This window comes from Claveliimonas monacensis (genome assembly GCF_014982975.1).
Taxonomy (GTDB): domain Bacteria; phylum Bacillota; class Clostridia; order Lachnospirales; family Lachnospiraceae; genus Claveliimonas; species Claveliimonas monacensis.
Genome location: NZ_JADCKL010000006.1, coordinates 1 through 17,335, shown reverse-complemented (window position 1 = coordinate 17,335; position 17,335 = coordinate 1). Strand labels below are relative to the sequence as shown.

General features: G+C 41.9%; 15 protein-coding genes. 12 read left to right on the top strand and 3 right to left on the bottom strand.

The features are described from left to right. The first annotated feature begins 18 nt into the window (after nt 1-18). From INF30_RS08915 to guaA, 3 genes are all read left to right on the top strand, one after another. On the top strand, nt 19-2,394 hold the full coding sequence (locus INF30_RS08915) for a glycoside hydrolase family 2 protein (RefSeq protein WP_226394945.1): 2,376 nt from the start codon (nt 19-21) through the stop codon (nt 2,392-2,394). Nucleotides 2,395-2,406: 12 nt separating this feature from the next. Beyond that, complete coding sequence (locus INF30_RS08910; protein ID WP_408639753.1) at nt 2,407-3,765, top strand: MATE family efflux transporter; 1,359 nt, start codon at nt 2,407-2,409, stop codon at nt 3,763-3,765. Between the two features lie 88 nt (nt 3,766-3,853). Then, nucleotides 3,854-5,398 carry a glutamine-hydrolyzing GMP synthase gene (guaA, locus tag INF30_RS08905; protein WP_226394943.1) on the top strand — a complete coding sequence of 515 codons (1,545 nt, stop codon included), beginning with the start codon at nt 3,854-3,856 and terminating at the stop codon, nt 5,396-5,398. Between the two features lie 92 nt (nt 5,399-5,490). On the opposite strand, the gene INF30_RS08900 is transcribed toward guaA, so the two are convergent. The 3 genes from INF30_RS08900 to INF30_RS08890 all read right to left on the bottom strand — a co-directional run bounded on the left by INF30_RS08900 (nt 5,491) and on the right by INF30_RS08890 (nt 7,517). Beyond that, nucleotides 5,491-6,096 (bottom strand): DUF2971 domain-containing protein, encoded by a 606-nt coding sequence (locus tag INF30_RS08900; protein ID WP_226394942.1) that lies wholly within the window; start codon nt 6,094-6,096, stop codon nt 5,491-5,493. Nucleotides 6,097-6,178: 82 nt separating this feature from the next. Continuing rightward, nucleotides 6,179-7,060 (bottom strand): hypothetical protein, encoded by an 882-nt coding sequence (locus tag INF30_RS08895; protein ID WP_226394941.1) that lies wholly within the window; start codon nt 7,058-7,060, stop codon nt 6,179-6,181. Nucleotides 7,061-7,085: 25 nt separating this feature from the next. After that, nucleotides 7,086-7,517, bottom strand: a complete 432-nt coding sequence (locus INF30_RS08890) for a helix-turn-helix domain-containing protein (protein ID WP_226394940.1) — start codon at nt 7,515-7,517, stop codon at nt 7,086-7,088. 188 nt (nt 7,518-7,705) lie between these two features. Between INF30_RS08890 and INF30_RS08885 the strand changes: the two genes are divergently transcribed. The 9 genes from INF30_RS08885 to INF30_RS08845 all read left to right on the top strand — a co-directional run bounded on the left by INF30_RS08885 (nt 7,706) and on the right by INF30_RS08845 (nt 16,187). Beyond that, nucleotides 7,706-7,894, top strand: a complete 189-nt coding sequence (locus tag INF30_RS08885) for a hypothetical protein (RefSeq protein ID WP_024720800.1) — start codon at nt 7,706-7,708, stop codon at nt 7,892-7,894. Nucleotides 7,895-7,925: 31 nt separating this feature from the next. Next, nucleotides 7,926-9,011: a site-specific integrase gene (locus tag INF30_RS08880; RefSeq protein WP_226394939.1), complete on the top strand. Its 1,086-nt coding sequence runs from the start codon at nt 7,926-7,928 to the stop codon at nt 9,009-9,011. Further along, a complete protein-coding gene (locus INF30_RS08875) occupies nt 9,004-9,369 on the top strand; it encodes a plasmid mobilization protein (RefSeq protein WP_226394938.1) in 366 nt (121 codons plus the stop codon). The genes INF30_RS08880 and INF30_RS08875 overlap by 8 nt, the downstream gene beginning before the upstream one ends. 393 nt (nt 9,370-9,762) lie before the next feature. Next, nucleotides 9,763-10,758 carry an AAA family ATPase gene (locus INF30_RS08870; RefSeq protein WP_264176895.1) on the top strand — a complete coding sequence of 332 codons (996 nt, stop codon included), beginning with the start codon at nt 9,763-9,765 and terminating at the stop codon, nt 10,756-10,758. Nucleotides 10,759-10,829: 71 nt separating this feature from the next. Continuing rightward, nucleotides 10,830-11,063, top strand: a complete 234-nt coding sequence (locus INF30_RS08865) for a complexin-2 (protein WP_441053375.1) — start codon at nt 10,830-10,832, stop codon at nt 11,061-11,063. A 266-nt stretch (nt 11,064-11,329) separates the two neighbouring features. Beyond that, a complete protein-coding gene (locus tag INF30_RS08860) occupies nt 11,330-12,622 on the top strand; it encodes a plasmid recombination protein (protein WP_226395021.1) in 1,293 nt (430 codons plus the stop codon). Between the two features lie 190 nt (nt 12,623-12,812). After that, a complete protein-coding gene (locus INF30_RS08855; protein ID WP_226394936.1) occupies nt 12,813-13,271 on the top strand; it encodes a hypothetical protein in 459 nt (152 codons plus the stop codon). 494 nt (nt 13,272-13,765) lie between these two features. After that, nucleotides 13,766-15,904 carry a histidinol phosphatase gene (locus INF30_RS08850; protein WP_226394935.1) on the top strand — a complete coding sequence of 713 codons (2,139 nt, stop codon included), beginning with the start codon at nt 13,766-13,768 and terminating at the stop codon, nt 15,902-15,904. After that, nucleotides 15,879-16,187, top strand: a complete 309-nt coding sequence (locus INF30_RS08845) for a hypothetical protein (RefSeq protein ID WP_226394934.1) — start codon at nt 15,879-15,881, stop codon at nt 16,185-16,187. Before INF30_RS08850 ends, INF30_RS08845 begins: the two co-directional genes overlap by 26 nt. Nucleotides 16,188-17,335 lie beyond the last annotated feature (1,148 nt).

Sequence of the window (17,335 nt, the reverse complement as noted above, 5' to 3'; positions counted from 1 at the left end):
CTTACAAAGGAGGGCAACATGCGCTATCAGATCAATCACAACTGGTACTTTACACAGCACTACACTGGAAGCCTGAACAGCATGCCGTCTGAGAAGCTGGAGGAGCTGGAGCTGGTCCAGATTCCCCACACAGTACAAATGCTTCCTCTGCGTTACTGCAGTGAGAAGGATTACCAGATGGTGAGTGCCTATATTAAAGAGATAGATATCCCAAAAGACTGGGAGGGAAAATGCGTCACACTGACCCTGGAGGGAGCGGCCCACCAGGCGGAGGTGTACTGTAACGGGAAGTCCGCCGGCGTCCACGGGTGCGGCTACACAGCCTTTGCGGCGGACCTGTCGCGGCTTCTGCGGTACGGCCAGACAAACCGGATCGTGGTCAAGGTGGACAGCCGGGAGAGCCTGGATATTCCGCCCTTTGGCTATGTGATCGACTATATGACATACGGAGGCATCTACCGCCCGGCCTATCTGGAAGTGCGGGAAAACATGCATTTCCGGGACGTCTTTGTCATACCTGATGACAGGAGACATCTGGAAGCAAAGATAGAGGCAGAGGGAGCACGGGACTGCCAGATCCGGGCCCGGGTGCTGGGAGAGGACGGAGAGGTCTATGCCCGGCTGGAAGAGCAGAATTTTCAGGATCATTTCCATATGCATGTTCCCAGGGCAAAGCTGTGGGATACGGAGGATCCCTGTCTCTATACGCTCCAGCTGGAACTTGTGAAGTTCGGAAATGTCATGGACACAGCTCAGGTGCGCTTTGGCTTCCGAAGGATCGAGATGAAGCAGGACGGATGTTATCTGAACGGAAAAAAGGTGAAGATCAGAGGGCTGAATCGCCATCAGAGCTGGCCCTATATGGGCTATGCGGCTCCGGCCAGAGCCCAGAGGCTGGACGCGGAAATCCTGAAGTATGAGCTGGGATGCAATGCAGTGCGGACCAGCCACTATCCGCAGAGCCATGCGTTTCTGGATCGCTGTGATGAGCTGGGGCTTTTAGTGTTTACAGAGATCCCAGGATGGCAGCACATTGGCGGAGAAAAATGGAAAGACCAGGCAGTGAAAAATACAGAGGATATGGTGCGGCAGTACCGGAACCATCCCAGTATTTTCATGTGGGGTGTCCGGATCAATGAAAGCAGGGATGACGATGACCTGTACAGGAGGACCGTGGAAGCAGCTCACAGACTGGATCCTTCCAGGCCTACAGGCGGGGTGCGGTGCCTGAAAAACAGCAGCCTTCTGGAAGATGTCTATACGTACAATGACTTCAGCCATACAGGAGACAATCCGGGCTGCGATCCGAAAGAGGCAGTGACGCCGGACATGGAGAAGGCGTACTTTATCACAGAGTATGGCGGTCATATGTATCCCACAAAGGCCTTTGACGATGAGGAGCACAGGAAAGAGCATGCCATGCGGCACGTCCGGGTTCTGGACAGCGCCGCTGCGCATGAGGATATCGGCGGGACTTTTGGCTGGTGCATGTTCGACTACAATACCCACAAGGATTTCGGCAGCGGGGACAGGATCTGTTATCACGGAGTGATGGATATGTTCCGCAATCCCAAACTGGCGGCCAGTGTCTACGCCTCCTGCCAGGAAAGATGGCCGGTACTGGCGGTCAGCAGTACCATGAGTATCGGAGATCATCCGGCAGGGCAGATCGGGGAAGTGGCGGTATTTACCAATGGAGAAAAGGTGCGTCTCTACAAAAATGACACGCTGGCCGGGGAGTATTTTCCCACAAAGAAGTATCCTCATCTTGCGCATCCCCCGGTGTTGATCGGGAATGACCCGTCTGCGGCGGCGCCGGTTTCCGGACAGGCGGAGACGGATAAAGCAGATGCAAACCAGGCAGGAGGGGGACGGAGCACAGGCCTGGCAGGCTGGCTGCGCAGACTGTATCTGTCCGTTTTTGGAGAGGGAGACAAACCGCAGGTGGAGAAAGAAGAGGCTGCCCTCCAGGAAGAAGAAAAATATATGGGAAGCTGGGGAGAAGAGACGGCTGTCTGGAAGTTTGAGGCCCTGCAGGGGGATCAAATCACCCGCACGGTGACGGTCTCCCCTGTGGAGCAAATCCACCTGGAAGGCATCTGTGATACGGACGTACTTGTAGACGGAGATACCTGGGATATGGCGACTGTCCGCCTGCGCGCTGTGGATCAGAACGGGAATCTGGTTCCCTACGCTCACGATGTGCTGCGGTTTGAGACGGAAGGGTGCATTGCGATCTGCGGCCCTGCCGCCATCGCTCTTGAAGGAGGCATGACCGGCTGCTATATTCGCACCACAGGCGAAGAAGGAGAGGGGCGCCTGTGTGTTTACAGGGGAGAAGAAAAAGAGCTGATCTGTACATTTTCCGTAAAAGCGTACAGGGATCGGCTGTAGAAAGCTGGGAGAATTTTGAAAAACAGAACGGAAACGAAACAATATTTATTTGACAACCGGGCGCTGACAGCCCTCATCATTCCGCTGATCATCGAGCAGATGCTGGCTGTTCTTGTAGGAATGGCGGACAGCATTATGGTGGCCAGCGTGGGGGAGGCGGCCGTGTCCGGGGTGTCCCTGGTGGACAATATCATGGTGCTGCTCATCAATGTGTTTGCCGCATTGGGGACCGGCGGCGCCGTGGTGGCGGGCCAGTATCTGGGACAGCAGAGGAAGGAGAAGGCCTGCCAGGCGGCAGAGCAGCTTGTGTGGTTTATCACCATCTGTGCGGTGGTGATCACCCTCGTCATCTACGCCTGCAAATACTGGATCCTCCACGGCGTTTTCGGCCAGATCGAGGCGGACGTTATGGGGCATGCAGACACGTACCTGATGATCGTGACGGCTTCTATCCCATTTATTGCTCTCTATAATGGAGGAGCTGCCATTTTCCGGACTATGGGAAACTCGGAGATTTCCATGCGGGTTTCTATTGTCATGAATATCATCAATGTGGCGGGAAATGCCATCTTGATCTACGGATTTCACAGAGGGACAGAAGGTGTGGCGATCCCCACGCTTGTATCCAGAATGACGGCGGCAGTCCTGATCATGGCCCTGCTGGCAGATCAGAGGCGGCCCATCTATGTGAGGCTGTCCCGCAGATACAGACCCGACTGGAGCATGATCCGCAAGATCCTGGGTATCGGCATTCCAAACGGGCTGGAAAATAGCATGTTCCAGCTTGGAAAGATCATCGTGCTGAGCCTTGTCTCCACTTTCGGTACCTATGCCATTGCGGCCAACGCAGTGTCCAATGTCATCGCCTCTTTCCAGGTGCTGCCCGGCATGGCCATTGCTCTGGCGGTGACCACGGTGATCGCAAGGTGCGTGGGTGCAGGAGACTATGAGCAGGTAAAATATTACACGAAAAAGCTGCTTGGCATTACCTACGCCTGCATGGTAGTTACCAATGTGATTATTGTCCTGGTGCTGCCTCTGATCCTGAAAGCCTACAATCTGTCCAGCCAGACGGCGGAAGTGACTACAGGCATCGTCATTTTCTACGCCGTATGCTGTGTGCTGATCTGGCCTCTGGCATTTACCATACCGGCCACATTCCGGGCTTCCGGGGATGCAAAAATGTGCATGTTCATCTCCGTTTTGTCCATGTGGATCTTCCGCATCATTTTCAGCTACATACTTGGACAATACATGGGTATGGGTGTGTTCGGCGTGTGGGTGGCCATGATCATCGACTGGATCGTGCGGAGCATCTGCTTCATCGCCCGGTATTTCAGCGGGAAGTGGAAACATCAGGCGGTAGCCTGAAAATGTCGGGTTTTTGTTGCCAACAGAGCCCTGCTACTTTATAATAGAACTATTCCATTGAGGAAAAAAATACAAGGAGGAACAAGCGGTGAAAAGAGAATTAGTCATTGTACTGGATTTCGGCGGTCAGTACAACCAGCTCGTGGCGCGCCGCGTCCGTGAGAGCAATGTGTACTGTGAAATCTATTCTTACAGGACCGATATCGAGACCATCAAAAGTAAAAACCCAAAAGGGATCATTTTGACCGGCGGTCCCAACAGCTGCTATCTGGAAGACTCACCTACCTATTCCAGAGAGCTTTTTGAACTGGGCATCCCGGTGCTCGGACTTTGCTACGGCGCACAGCTTATGATGCATGTGCTGGGCGGAAAGGTAGAGCGCGCCTCGGTGCGTGAATACGGAAAGACGGAAGTGATGGTGGACCGCAGCTCCAAGTTGTTTGAAAATGTATCTGAGAAAACGGTGTGCTGGATGAGCCATTTCGACTACATTTCCCAGGTGGCGCCCGGTTTCAGGATCACAGCTCACACAGCCGACTGCCCTGTTGCGGCAGCGGAAAATGAGGAGCAGAAGCTGTATGCCATCCAGTTCCACCCGGAGGTGCTCCACACCCAGGAGGGAACAAAGATGCTCTACAATTTCGTGCGTGGCGTCTGCGGATGCTGCGGCGACTGGAGAATGGATTCCTTTGTGGAGAGCTCCATTGAGTCCATCCGTGAGAAGGTGGGAGACGGCAAAGTGCTGCTGGCTCTGTCCGGCGGCGTTGACTCCTCTGTGGCAGCAGGCCTTCTTTCAAGAGCTATCGGAAAACAGCTCACATGCGTCTTTGTAGACCATGGCCTTCTCCGCAAAAATGAGGGAGACGAGGTAGAGGCCGTCTTCGGACCGGAAGGCGACTTTGACCTTAACTTTATCCGCGTCAACGCCCAGGAGCGTTACTACAATAAGCTGGCAGGCGTGACAGAACCGGAGCAGAAGCGTAAGATCATCGGCGAGGAATTTATCCGTGTGTTTGAGGAGGAAGCCAAGAAGATCGGAGCAGTGGATTTCCTGGCACAGGGCACGATCTACCCGGACGTGGTGGAGAGCGGCCTTGGCGGTGAGTCTGCCGTGATCAAATCACACCACAACGTGGGCGGCCTTCCGGATTTCGTTGATTTCAAGGAGATCATCGAGCCTCTCCGCGACCTGTTCAAGGACGAGGTCCGCAAAGCCGGACTGGAACTTGGCATCCCGGAGGATCTGGTGTTCCGTCAGCCATTCCCGGGCCCGGGACTTGGCATCCGCATCATCGGCGAAGTGACAGCTGAGAAGGTGCGCATCGTGCAGGATGCAGACGCGATCTACCGTGAGGAGATCGCAAAGGCCGGACTGGACAAAGAGATCAACCAGTATTTTGCGGCCCTGACAAACATGCGCTCTGTCGGCGTTATGGGAGACGAGAGAACCTACGATTACGCTGTGGCGCTGAGAGCCGTGAAGACAATTGACTTCATGACAGCCGAGGCGGCAGAGATCCCGTTTGAAGTTCTGCAGAAAGTGATGAGCAGGATCATCAATGAGGTTAAGGGGGTCAACAGAGTATTCTACGATCTGACCAGTAAACCGCCAGGGACGATAGAACTAGAATAAGAGAGTAAAGCCCACAATCCCAGCATTTATGCGGGGTTGCGGGCTTTTTCTATGTTTCGTGACAATCAAATGACAATAATTAAAAGAATTATTTAATTAAGTACACTTTGTAAGGGGATTATTCCGTGTATTTCTGTAAGGGCAGAAGGATTATTGTCTTGGAAATATTTTACCATATTTTGATAATCATCATCACTATAAACTATGATTTCTATATCTTTATATTCAAATTCCAATGAACCTTTAATTCTCCATTCACGTTCATGTGTCCAATCGATAAGATGATTAACGTCTGCTAGATTATGATTAACAATTCGCCAGTATTCGGTTTCTGGTAATATTTCTTTTAGATATTCTGTTTCCCCATAAATGACAGGTCGTGCACCTTTTTGATATAGATGGCATTTGTTAAAACGTAAGCCATAAGCTTCATATCGTATTTTTCCTGTACAATGCTCTTTTTCATATTCAATATTTTCTGCAAGAGACAAAAGGGGGACGTCTTGAAAGCAAACCGCAGATTCCGTACCCACTATAAACCCAGACTTTTGAGTACTACCATATAATTTTTTTTCTGATAAGATTTTAATTAAATTTTGAAAAGCACTTAAGCCATTATTAGATTTGGTTAAGTGAGTTATTCTGGTTGCAAAATCTGTTCGGCGCTGTATATGAGAGCGCCATTCTTGATGTTTCATATTAGTTCACCTCTTCTTTGTTCTGTCTATAATAAAAAAGAAATTTGAAACTAACATTGCGTATTAGCGTTACAAGTATCAATTATTGTAGGGAAAAAGTTATAATGGCTTTTTCCATGTTTTTTTCTTCTTCTGTAGCATGATAATTTGGATTACTTAACAGTGTGTCTTGAAGGGTAGAACGCAATTTGTCACAACAGGGTTTAAAAGACAGATATGTAATTCCACCGCCGATAACTCCGCCAACTACAGGAATGGCCTTTTTGAAAAAACCAGCAAAAACTTGTTTTGTCATATTAACACCGAACCATTTAGAAACACTTTTTACAATTGGGTAGATTGTGCCTTTAGTAAGGGCGGTTTTTAACAATTTTTTTTCAACACCTTTTCCTAAGGCCGTTGCCATTGCTTTTAGAGCGGTATTAGCTCCTTGAACACCATACATGACTCCTAAGCAAATGATTAAGGTGTTCATGGTTTCGGAATCAAACTTTTGATTTCTCTCTTCAGTGTCAATTTGAGGGAAACCATATAAGTACATAAGTTTTTGTGCTGCACGCAACATATATCCGTAGTATTGTGCAATATCAGCCGGAACTGTTGCTGCCATAGCAAAACCACCAGGCACACCTAATGCCGCGGAAATACCCGAAACACAGTTCCTTTCGTATTTAATAACTTCGTCTGCTATTCTATCTATCTCATTGGAAGGAATTTTTGCATGTGCTGGGTTATAGGCTATTGCGTCATCGATGGTATCTTGAGGATAATTTTTGAAAAGTTCTTTTTTTAGAAAATCATTTCTATCCACTTTTATGCCTGGAGTTTTTAATCCAATAATAATAAAATCTTCTATATCAATTTCACCATTGCCATTAGCATCAATTACATTTACTATGGAATCTTTTGATTTTGTAATAGCGGTTTGTGCTTTTTTAATGATGCTGTCATTTGTTTTCTCCATATCAGCATAATCTCCTTAGTGTCGTTTACTTATTTGGGTACTTACTTCTCCAGGCTAAGTATTCCTCTTCCGTAATTTCTTCGTTTCTGTATTTCTGGTACATATCTGCCCATTCACCAACTTGATCCAGCATATTTAATGAATCGTGCCCTTTATCCTTGAACATCAGTTGAGGCACCCCGGATTCATCTCTATAGGCATGGAGTCCATACTGGTCTTCCAGTGCGAATAGGGAATGCATAACACTTATATAGGTATCAAAGTTTGGATCAGCCAGTGCGAATGGGCTGATTTTTAATACATTGGCAATTTTTTCTAATTGATCTTGGGAAGCGGTGCGGTTTCCCAGTTCATAATTTCTTACAGCTGACTCACTCAGTCCTGCCTTTATGGCCAATTCTTTTTGGGTATATCCTTGTTCTAACCGATATTTCCTGATTTTATCTCCAACAGTCATATTTGATTGCTCCTTCACAGTTCTTGTCTCTTATTATAGCATGAACAGTTCAAAAATGAAATATAAAAACAAACCGTTCAATATTGAAATTATTCTGTTGACATTTCGAAAATGAAATGTTATGATACAAGCGTACCGTTCAGAAATGAACTGATGAAGTTTATAAAAAGGGAAAGGAGGAAGAAAATATGGCGAGCAAATTATTTATCTCAGCGAAAGAAGTTGCCCGGGAATTAGAAGTATCTGATTCCTTTGCATATCGTCTGGTACGCAAGCTGAACGATGAACTGGAAAAACAGGGATTTGTGGTTGTTAAGGGCAAAATTAGCCGTAAATATTTTGAAGAACGTGTTTATGGTATGAGCGAAACAAAATAATGTGGGAGTTCAAGAAAGAAGGTGAAAATGAATGGCAGTTATTAAAAACAAAAAGACTAATACTTATGAAGTTCGCACCTATTATAAGGATTGGACAGGTGTCAGAAAGCAAAAGACAAAGAGAGGATTTAAGCGTAAATGTGATGCGCAAGACTGGGAGAGGGCTTTCAAATTAAAGGAAAATAGAAGTCTGGATATGACATTTGGAGATTTTGTGGATATTTATCTGAACGATATTAAACCCAGGATTAAATATAATACCTGGCTGACTAAAAAACACATTGTCGATAAGAAAATTCTCCCGTATTTTGCGGACAGAAAACTGCAGGAGATCAAGACGGCAGATATCCGTCAGTGGCAGAACATGATCATGAATCATAGAGACGCTAACGGAAAAGGATATTCGCAGGTGTATCTTAAGACAATCCACAATCAAATGAGTGCGATTTTAAATCATGCGGTTAACTTTTATGATTTGAAAAGTAATGTTGCACGTAAGGCGGGATCCATGGGAAAAGAAAAATCAAAGGAAATGCTTTTCTGGACAAAAGAAGAGTATACACAGTTCATTGAGGCGGTTGCAGATAAACCCATATCCTTTTACGCATTTGAGATTTTCTATTGGTGTGGATTGAGAATGGGGGAGCTTTTGGCTTTAACACCTGCAGATCTGGATTTTCGATCCCATACTATACGCATCAATAAATCTTATCAGCGCTTAGAGGGAAAAGATGTCATAACAGATCCTAAAACACCGAAAAGTAATCGAATTATAGTGATGCCGGAATTTTTGAGTGAAGAGCTAGAAAGTTACTTAAGTATGCTGTATGGACTGAAGGAAACAGATCGAATCTTTCAGATTTCTAAAAGTTATCTCCATCATGAAATGGATCGGGGAGTAAAGCTGTCAGGTGTCAAACGAATCCGTATCCATGATCTCCGGCATTCTCACGTATCGCTGCTAATTAATATGGGATATTCTGCTGTGGCAATTGCAGAGAGAGTAGGGCATGAAAGTGTTGAGATTACATATCGATACGCACATTTATTTCCTACGATACAGAAAGATATGGCAGACAGGTTAAATGAGGAAAGAGAGGATTCATGGAATGAGTGAAAAAAATATGGATAAAAAGAATCGTTGGCGTAATGTAACAATTGCTTTTCGAATGTCTCCTGAAGAAAATGAAGAACTGGATAAGAGAGTGAAACTTTGTGGATATCAAACCAGACAAGAGTACATTATTGAAAGCGTTTTATATCAAAAGATCACAGCTGTTGGTAATCCATTGATGCTGGTGCAGTTTCGAAAGCAGCTCCGGGATATTGAGACAGAATTAAAACGTCTGAACACATTGAATGATGCAGGAGAAGAATTATTTACTCCGATCAGAACCATGTTGGAAATTTTGAATGGATTTGCGGAAGGGAGAAATACAGATGAAAACCAAAAAGATGGTCAACAAAGTTTATGAAATCTTGAATCGTTCTAAAAAATTAGAAATTGCCTCTATCCTTGTGGATTTTGAGTCAGATCATGTGGTGTTGATTGAATTGATGGATGGAAGCAGATTTGAGATTATAGTGATTCCGACAAGACGGTTTGTTTGAGAGGTGGAGAAATGGGCGCTGGAAAAAAGAAAAAGCCCAGACAAAATATCTGAGCAAGTTCTCTGATAATCAGATTTACTGATATACCATCTTCGCAGATTAAGTATATCACGGATTGTAAGATACGACAATTCCCAATTATCTGTTCATCAGAGACTTGCCCGGAAGGGCAGGAGGTGAAGTAGATAGAATTGAAGACGATAGAAAATAAGAAGGCAGAATGGAAAAGATCAGAGCCGGAGCTGAAATTGATCAACATGGAATCGGTGAAAGTGGAACAGATAGAATGGCTGTTGTATCCGTTTATTCCTTTTGGGAAAGTTACGATCATACAAGGGGATCCAGGAGAGGGAAAAACAACGATGGTTCTTCAGATCATTGCTAAACTGACCAGAGGAGAACCAATCTTGTTGAACAAGAAATCCCAAAAAGAAGCACAGCAAGATAGCGAAGAGAATCTGAAACAGGAAGTGTTATCGCAAGATAACCCTATACAGCCTGTCAATGTTATTTATCAGACGGCAGAGGATGGATTGGGGGATACGATAAAACCTCGTCTGCTTGCGGCTGGGGCAGATTGTTCCAGAGTGCTGGTCATCGATGATCGAGAACAGCCATTAACTATGGTGGATGTCCGGCTTGAGGAAGCAATCATGCAAACGAAAGCAAGAATGGTGGTGCTGGATCCTATACAGGGATTTCTAGGAACAGATGTGGATATGCATCGAGCCAATGAAATTCGTCCGTTGATGAAGCGGATGGCAGTCCTTGCAGAGAAATATCATTGTGCGATTATTTTGATCGGTCATATGAATAAAAACAGCAATGGGAAATCTTCTTATCGTGGCCTTGGATCCATTGATTTTCAAGCTGCGGCAAGAAGTGTCCTGATCGTGGGGAGGTTGAAGGACGAACCGGAGACAAGGGTAATGTGCCATGTGAAAAGTTCCCTTGCACCGGAAGGAAAATCCGTCGCATTCCGATTAGACAAAGAAACAGGATTTCAGTGGATTGGAGAGTATGATATCAGTGCAGATGACCTTTTGAGTGGAGATGCAAGAGGACAAAAAAGTCGGATAGCGAAGGAATTTCTGTTGGATATTTTGGCTGATGGCGGTATGGCACAGAAAAAGATCGAGGAAGAAGCGAGCAAACAGGGAATCAAGAAGAAAACTCTGCGGAATGCAAAACAGGAACTGGAGATCGATTCGGTCAAACGGGGAAACCAATGGTTTTGGATATTATCAGAATAAAGGAAGATGGCAAGGTGACCATATCTTAAGAACAGGGCATCTTGCCACCTTGAAAGGAGAAGTGTATGGAAATAAAAAATGTACAGATTCCATTTACATTATTTCGTCAGCTTGTCTCGTATCATTTACTGGATGATTACAGTTGTTCAGATGAGATATGTAAGGGACTTGAAGAAAAGATGGATCATTTGGTCAATAGACAATTGTATACGCAGTCGAAAACAGCAGCGACGGAAGAAGAGCGGGAAAAAGCCAGAAAGGAGTATCTGGATAAGAAAGGAATACCGGAGAACTTTCGTTGGTAGGGATTCTTCTTGTTTGAGTTATAACAGGAGCGTGGCACGCACCTGTAAATCACGGACAAAGAGAAGAATCAGATGATGCAGACGGAAGGATATCGCTGAACGGAAATAGCCCCGCAGGGCGCAAGGGTACTTTTGATGGACGAAGGCCGTCGAAAGTGCTTTTGCGTTACTTTCGACGAAAGTAACAAAGCTTATGCGCCGTATCCGGCGCTGAATACTACCCTAAGAGGGAGAAAGGAGAGTTATTGAAGAGAACGATTAGTTTTATGACAGGTAAAGGTTCTGTCAACCATAACAGTAGAAAATTTCATGCAAAGAATACAGATCCGAAACGGAGTTACTGGAATGTGGAATACTGCAATCAGGATATCCGGGAAGTGTACCATGAATTATTTGATGAGGCACTTGATCGATATAATTCTAAACAGACTAGAAAAGACCGAAAGATTGAAGATTATTATGAGAAGATCCGTTCTGGAAAGCAGGAAAAGCCATTCCACGAGATTATCCTGCAGATTGGGGATAAAGACAATATGGGAGCGACAACAAAAGAGGGACAGATGGCAGCGAGGATACTAGACGAATATATGAAGGATTTTCAGCGGAGAAATCCTACCTTAAGAGTGTTTTCTGCTCATCTTCATATGGATGAGGCCACACCTCATTTGCATATAGATTTTGTACCATATACAACAGGAAGTAAGCGTGGTCTGGATACAAGGGTATCATTGAAACAGGCATTGTCAGCGCTTGGTTTCAAAGGCGGTACGAGAATGGAGACAGAATTAAATCAGTGGGTGGCGGCTGAAAAGCAGCAGCTTGCCTCAATTATGCTGGATCACGGGATTGAATGGGAACAGAAAGGCACACATGAAAAGCATTTGTCCTTGTTGGATTTTGAAAAGCAGGAACGTGCAAAGGAAGTGGCGGCACTTGAAGAGCAGAAAGCGGACTTAGAAGAGCATAATGCTACTATGCAAGAAGTAAATGAAAAATGGCTGGATCATTTGAAAAATATTGAGCAGGACATATCTTCGGCTCGGGAAAGTTGGAAAGAAGCCGATAAGAAGGCAGAACAGGCAAAGAAGAATGTGGCACAATATGAGAAAAAGCTAACGGAGATTGCGCCTATGGTAAAAGAAATGGAACGATTTGCCGAGAAATATTCTGCCGATCCAGAGGAAGTATTGCCGGAAGCGGGAACTCTGGAAACAGGAAAATCCTATCGGGAGAAAAAAGCAAAACCGTTGATTAAGAAGATTGTGACGGTACTGCGGTCAGTCTACCGGGCTTATTTCGACCTTTCCAGAAGATTTAACGATATACAAAGGTCGTACGAGAGGGCAGGGAACAAGGTTAATTCTCTTACTACTCGTGTAGAGGAACTTTGGAATGAGAACAGGATGTTGAGAGAAAATTTAGAGGATTTTGAACGTGTAAAGGAAGCATTGGGGCATGATACTGTTAAGACAATAGTTCAGGCGGAGAGACAGAGGGAACAGGCGCTTAAGGAGCAGAAACGGGCACAGAGACGAAAGATGGACAGAGGAGCAAGGTAAGCAGAAATAAATGGAACAGTCAAGAATGGGGAGAAAATCTTTCTTATTCTTAGCTGTATGACAAAGAAGATTTTAGTTTACAGTGTTTGAGGTGAGGGATATAATTTAAGGTAGATGAATCAACAATTGTAATATACGATTAAAAAAATAGAAATGTTACGTTCATGTTATTTGCTGAGGAGTTCAAGCGATGAAAAATAGAAAAGTATTGATACTAACCATTCTTTTAGTAATATCACTCATTGGAAACGTAGTATTATTAGTAAAACTTAATGGTATAAACAATAAAAGTAATCCAGATGTAATAGAATCTTTCGATAATGTACCAAATGAATTAGTTGGAACTTGGGAAGCTAAAGCAGGAAGAAAAGTAGAGATTTTTGAAGATGGGAAAGTGTATTGGACATATAATGCATCTGGTTCCATTTACACAGGATATATAGGTACAGTTAATGACTATTCCATTGTATTATCCAAAAAGTATGAAGGAAATGGAAAAGGAAACTATCAATCCATGTTGGAAATATCAGAAGCAGAATTGCAAGATACTTATATTATTTACGACATTACAATGCATGGTGATGCGGCGTTTTCGGCACAAAACGTGGATTCTAGAGAATATGCGTGGTCATTTATAAAAAGTGAATAACTGAAATAAGAGAGTAAAAGATATTAATATAAAAGCGTATACAGCGCAAATGGGAAAATCACATTTAGTTATTGGTATAGGAATTATACAATAATATCTAAGTTTGCATTGGTGGTATGTTAATGGATTTACAGGAGTTGTAAACTCAAAAATAACCTTTAGCGGGACTGTAATTTGTATTGTTGGATTTTTTATAGCGATAGTTGCGATTATCTTTTTAGAGAAAGAAAAAGGAAATACAGATAAAATTGATTTTATAATGTGATAACAGATTGATAACACTTGGAGATATCCGAGTGTAAGAGAAAATGTAACTTACATGAGAAAATTAAATGTTTCTGATAGTGGTAGAGGATATATGCGATTATGGGAGTTGAGTACCTTGCCTGAAGAAAAACAAAAAAATATATGCAAGTTAAAAAATGATAGATTTTGGAATGAATGGGGTATGGTGATAGGTTAAAATATATTTATATCTGAGATGGGAGGAAACTATGAAAATAGATTTGCATTGTCATACGAAAAAAGTGAAGACGGGAGATGCTTATACAAGAAACGTTACAGAGGATAAATTTTTTCAAAAAATTATTGAAGCAGAGGTTAAAATTGTTGCAATAACAAATCATAATCAATTTGATTATGATCAATATAAAGAGTTTAAAAAAATTACAGAAGGATATTGTGATATATGGCCTGGAGTAGAACTGGACATTATAGGGAAAACAGATCAAACTGGAAATGGAAAAAGAGGCCATTTGATAGTGATTGCTAATCCTAAAAATGTAGAATTATTTAATGATCAAGTGCAAGAACTGATTAATGATGAAGATGTAGATAAATTCCAGATTAGTGTGAAAAAAGTATATGAAACATTAGGAATATGTGATTGTATTTATATACCACATTTTCATAAGGAACCAAAACTTTCAGATGAAGATATTCAGGAATTAGGGGAACTATTACCAGATCCTAGTCGATTATTTAAGGAAACGTCAGATTATCGAAGTTTAGGAGTTTTTTCAAATTTTGATTACAGTGTTATTATAGGAAGTGATGTACAGGATTGGGATAAATATGAAACTAGCAAGTTTGCAGATATAAGACTTCCAGTTCAAACATTTGAACAGTTTTGTTTGTTGGCAAAGAAGGACACACAAATCATAGATACATTGCTTAACCAAAAAAAGAAAAAGGAAATCACTGTGTCGCCATATAAAAGAGTAAATTTTAAGTTACCATTTTATGAAGATATTAATATTATTTTTGGACAGAAAGGAACGGGAAAAACGGAGATCCTTGAATCTTTAAAGAAATACTATATTGAAAATGGAATTGCAATGGAAAGTTATAAAGGAAATGAAAAAGATGCTGATTTTTCAAAAATGTTAAAGGTCAATGATGTAATAGCTACACCTGAGAAGCTTCAATTGGATAGTATGCGACAACAGTTTATAGATCTTTATAATTGGAAAGAGGAGTTGCCAACATCTTTTGAAAAATATGTAAGTTGGATGGAAACTAAGGACAATAATAAAAATAAAGGTAGAATGAAAATAACAGAAAGTGTACATATTGAGGAGGGGGCGCGTAATCGGAAACTTGATCTTGATTATAAATACTTAAAAGAATTCACAGAATCAACATTTAAAAAGATCGATATGGAAAAATATTTGAATGAACAGGATTGCATAACCTTAATGCAGTTGTTGGAAAAATTATGTGATAATATTAATGATTCAAAAATAAAAAAATGGAATAGTGACAAAAGTATTAAACTGACGAATTGGAGTATTGATAAGATAAAAGCGATAGCGGATAAATGTTCTGATACAATATCTAAACCTAGTAGTGTAGGATTTTACGATTTTGCAATGGAAAGATTCAAATTGTTTGAAAATGTGGATGAGATATGCAGTGCATTTTCTGCAACTGATAAGATAGAGAGAGAATACTTAGGAAATCTTGAAGAAAAAGGTGATATTTATATTCAAACACGTTATCGAATGTTAACAAAAAATTCGCGTACAGATGAATTTAAACAGGGGATAACTATTCTAAAAAATTGTAAAACTGTAATTGACGAGATAAAGAAAGCATGTTTAGGGGAGAATATATCAGAAGAAATATCAAAATTCCAGGAGTTTTTTGATAATGGAATTAAAGACATAGGAGCGTTTATTGGAATATCTAAAGAAACTGCATTGGAAAATGGAGAAATTTATAAGCCATCTAATGGGGAAAGAGGAATTTTACTGATGCAGAAATTATTGGATTCAGAAAGTGATGTGTATATTTTAGATGAACCAGAGTTAGGAATGGGGAATTCATATATAACATCTAATATACTTCCCAGGTTAACAGATCTAGCAAAACGAAGAAAAACGGTAATTATAGCAACACATAATGCTAACATTGCAGTGGGTACGCTTCCATATATTAGTATATTGAGAACTCACGAAAATGGAGTATATAAAACATATATTGGCAATCCATTTTATGATGAACTCAGAAACATAGAGGATGAAACAGATACTAAAAATTGGACTCAAGAAAGTATGCATACTCTTGAAGGCGGAAAAACTGCATTTTATGATAGAAAGGATATTTATGAATCAGGAAAACAAAGTAATTAATGTACATCTAGAAAAAAGAGAAAAAAAAGATTATTTAGTATTTGAATTTGAGGAAGTTTCGGAAGTGTGTCTTAATGATGATGAGAGCCAAAATAATTTAAAAAGTATATTTGTAAAATTACTTGCAGAGATTACAAAGTATTCGGTCGAACTAAGATTTATAGACAATTCAGAATATAAAACGGGATTATATATAGATGTGTGTAAAGAATACATAAAAGATTTAAATAAAGAAATTACGAATGTAAGAAAGAGCATACCAGAGAAACTTAAATTAAAGTGATAACAAAATTCTTAAAAATCACACGTACACAAAGATAAATCTGTATTTTTTGGCATAAAAAGTATGAAAAAACACCATTTACACCCCGTAACACACCATTCTGATACCGTGAGGGTGGATGTACAGTAGGTTTAGATAGAGTTGGTAAAATTATCGAGTAATTTGTTGATTTTTGATTCAAGTTAATTGAATTTATACCTCATGAGACGTAAAATACTGTGCTTTTTTGACTGCAATGTGTGGAAATCAAAATATAATGGGAAAAATAAGAATAAAAAAGTGATTGCTGGGAGATGTATTTTGAAAGGTTCAGTAAAAAGTGCTGACAATAAAATGACAATACAATTGGATGAAGACATAGCGAACACATACAAAACAGTTCAAAAATGAACGGTTTTAAAACTGAAACAATGAAGAAACACTATAAAGCAAATAGAACTTTGCGAGTTCGAATGATTATATAAATAGTTTGAGGATTTTGACATATAATTTTAGAGGGGAGTTCTATTGACTTTCCGGTTTGTGCTTGCTAGAATATAAACACAAAGAAAGTTTACCACTGACCGATAGGTGGTATATAAATGGTCGGGTTGAAAGTTTACCGCTGACCGATATGCGGTATATAAATGGTTGGGTCGAAAGTATAGTCCTTCGCCGCAAGGCGAGGGACTTTTTCCATAATGAGGACAATTAAATGAAGAAAACAGGATTTTATATTATCAAAGATAAATTTTTTGAAGATATGCAAGATCCGTATCTTAAAGGAAATAAGGCGGGAAATAGACCGCATTATTACTGCCTTGAAGATACAAGTACCAGGATATATTGGATGATACCATTGTCTAGCCGTATTGACAAATACAAACGGATTATGTGAATATTCTTGTGCGGGAGTACCGCTGTTCCGGAGGAACGGATACCGCCAATCCGGCGGCAGGAAACCGCTGTTCCGGAACAGGGATACCGCACTTACTTAATTGTTTGTTACCTGCGAGTTTACTCGCTTAAGGCAGGATCTAATCCATATACCTCCCGCATGGATCTGTAATTCGCCGGATCCGTCGGGACGATGTTGATCTTGTATGCATCATGCTTGATGCGGTCCAGGATGGCTTCCGACAGAGGGCTGTCATCGCCACCAAGCTGGT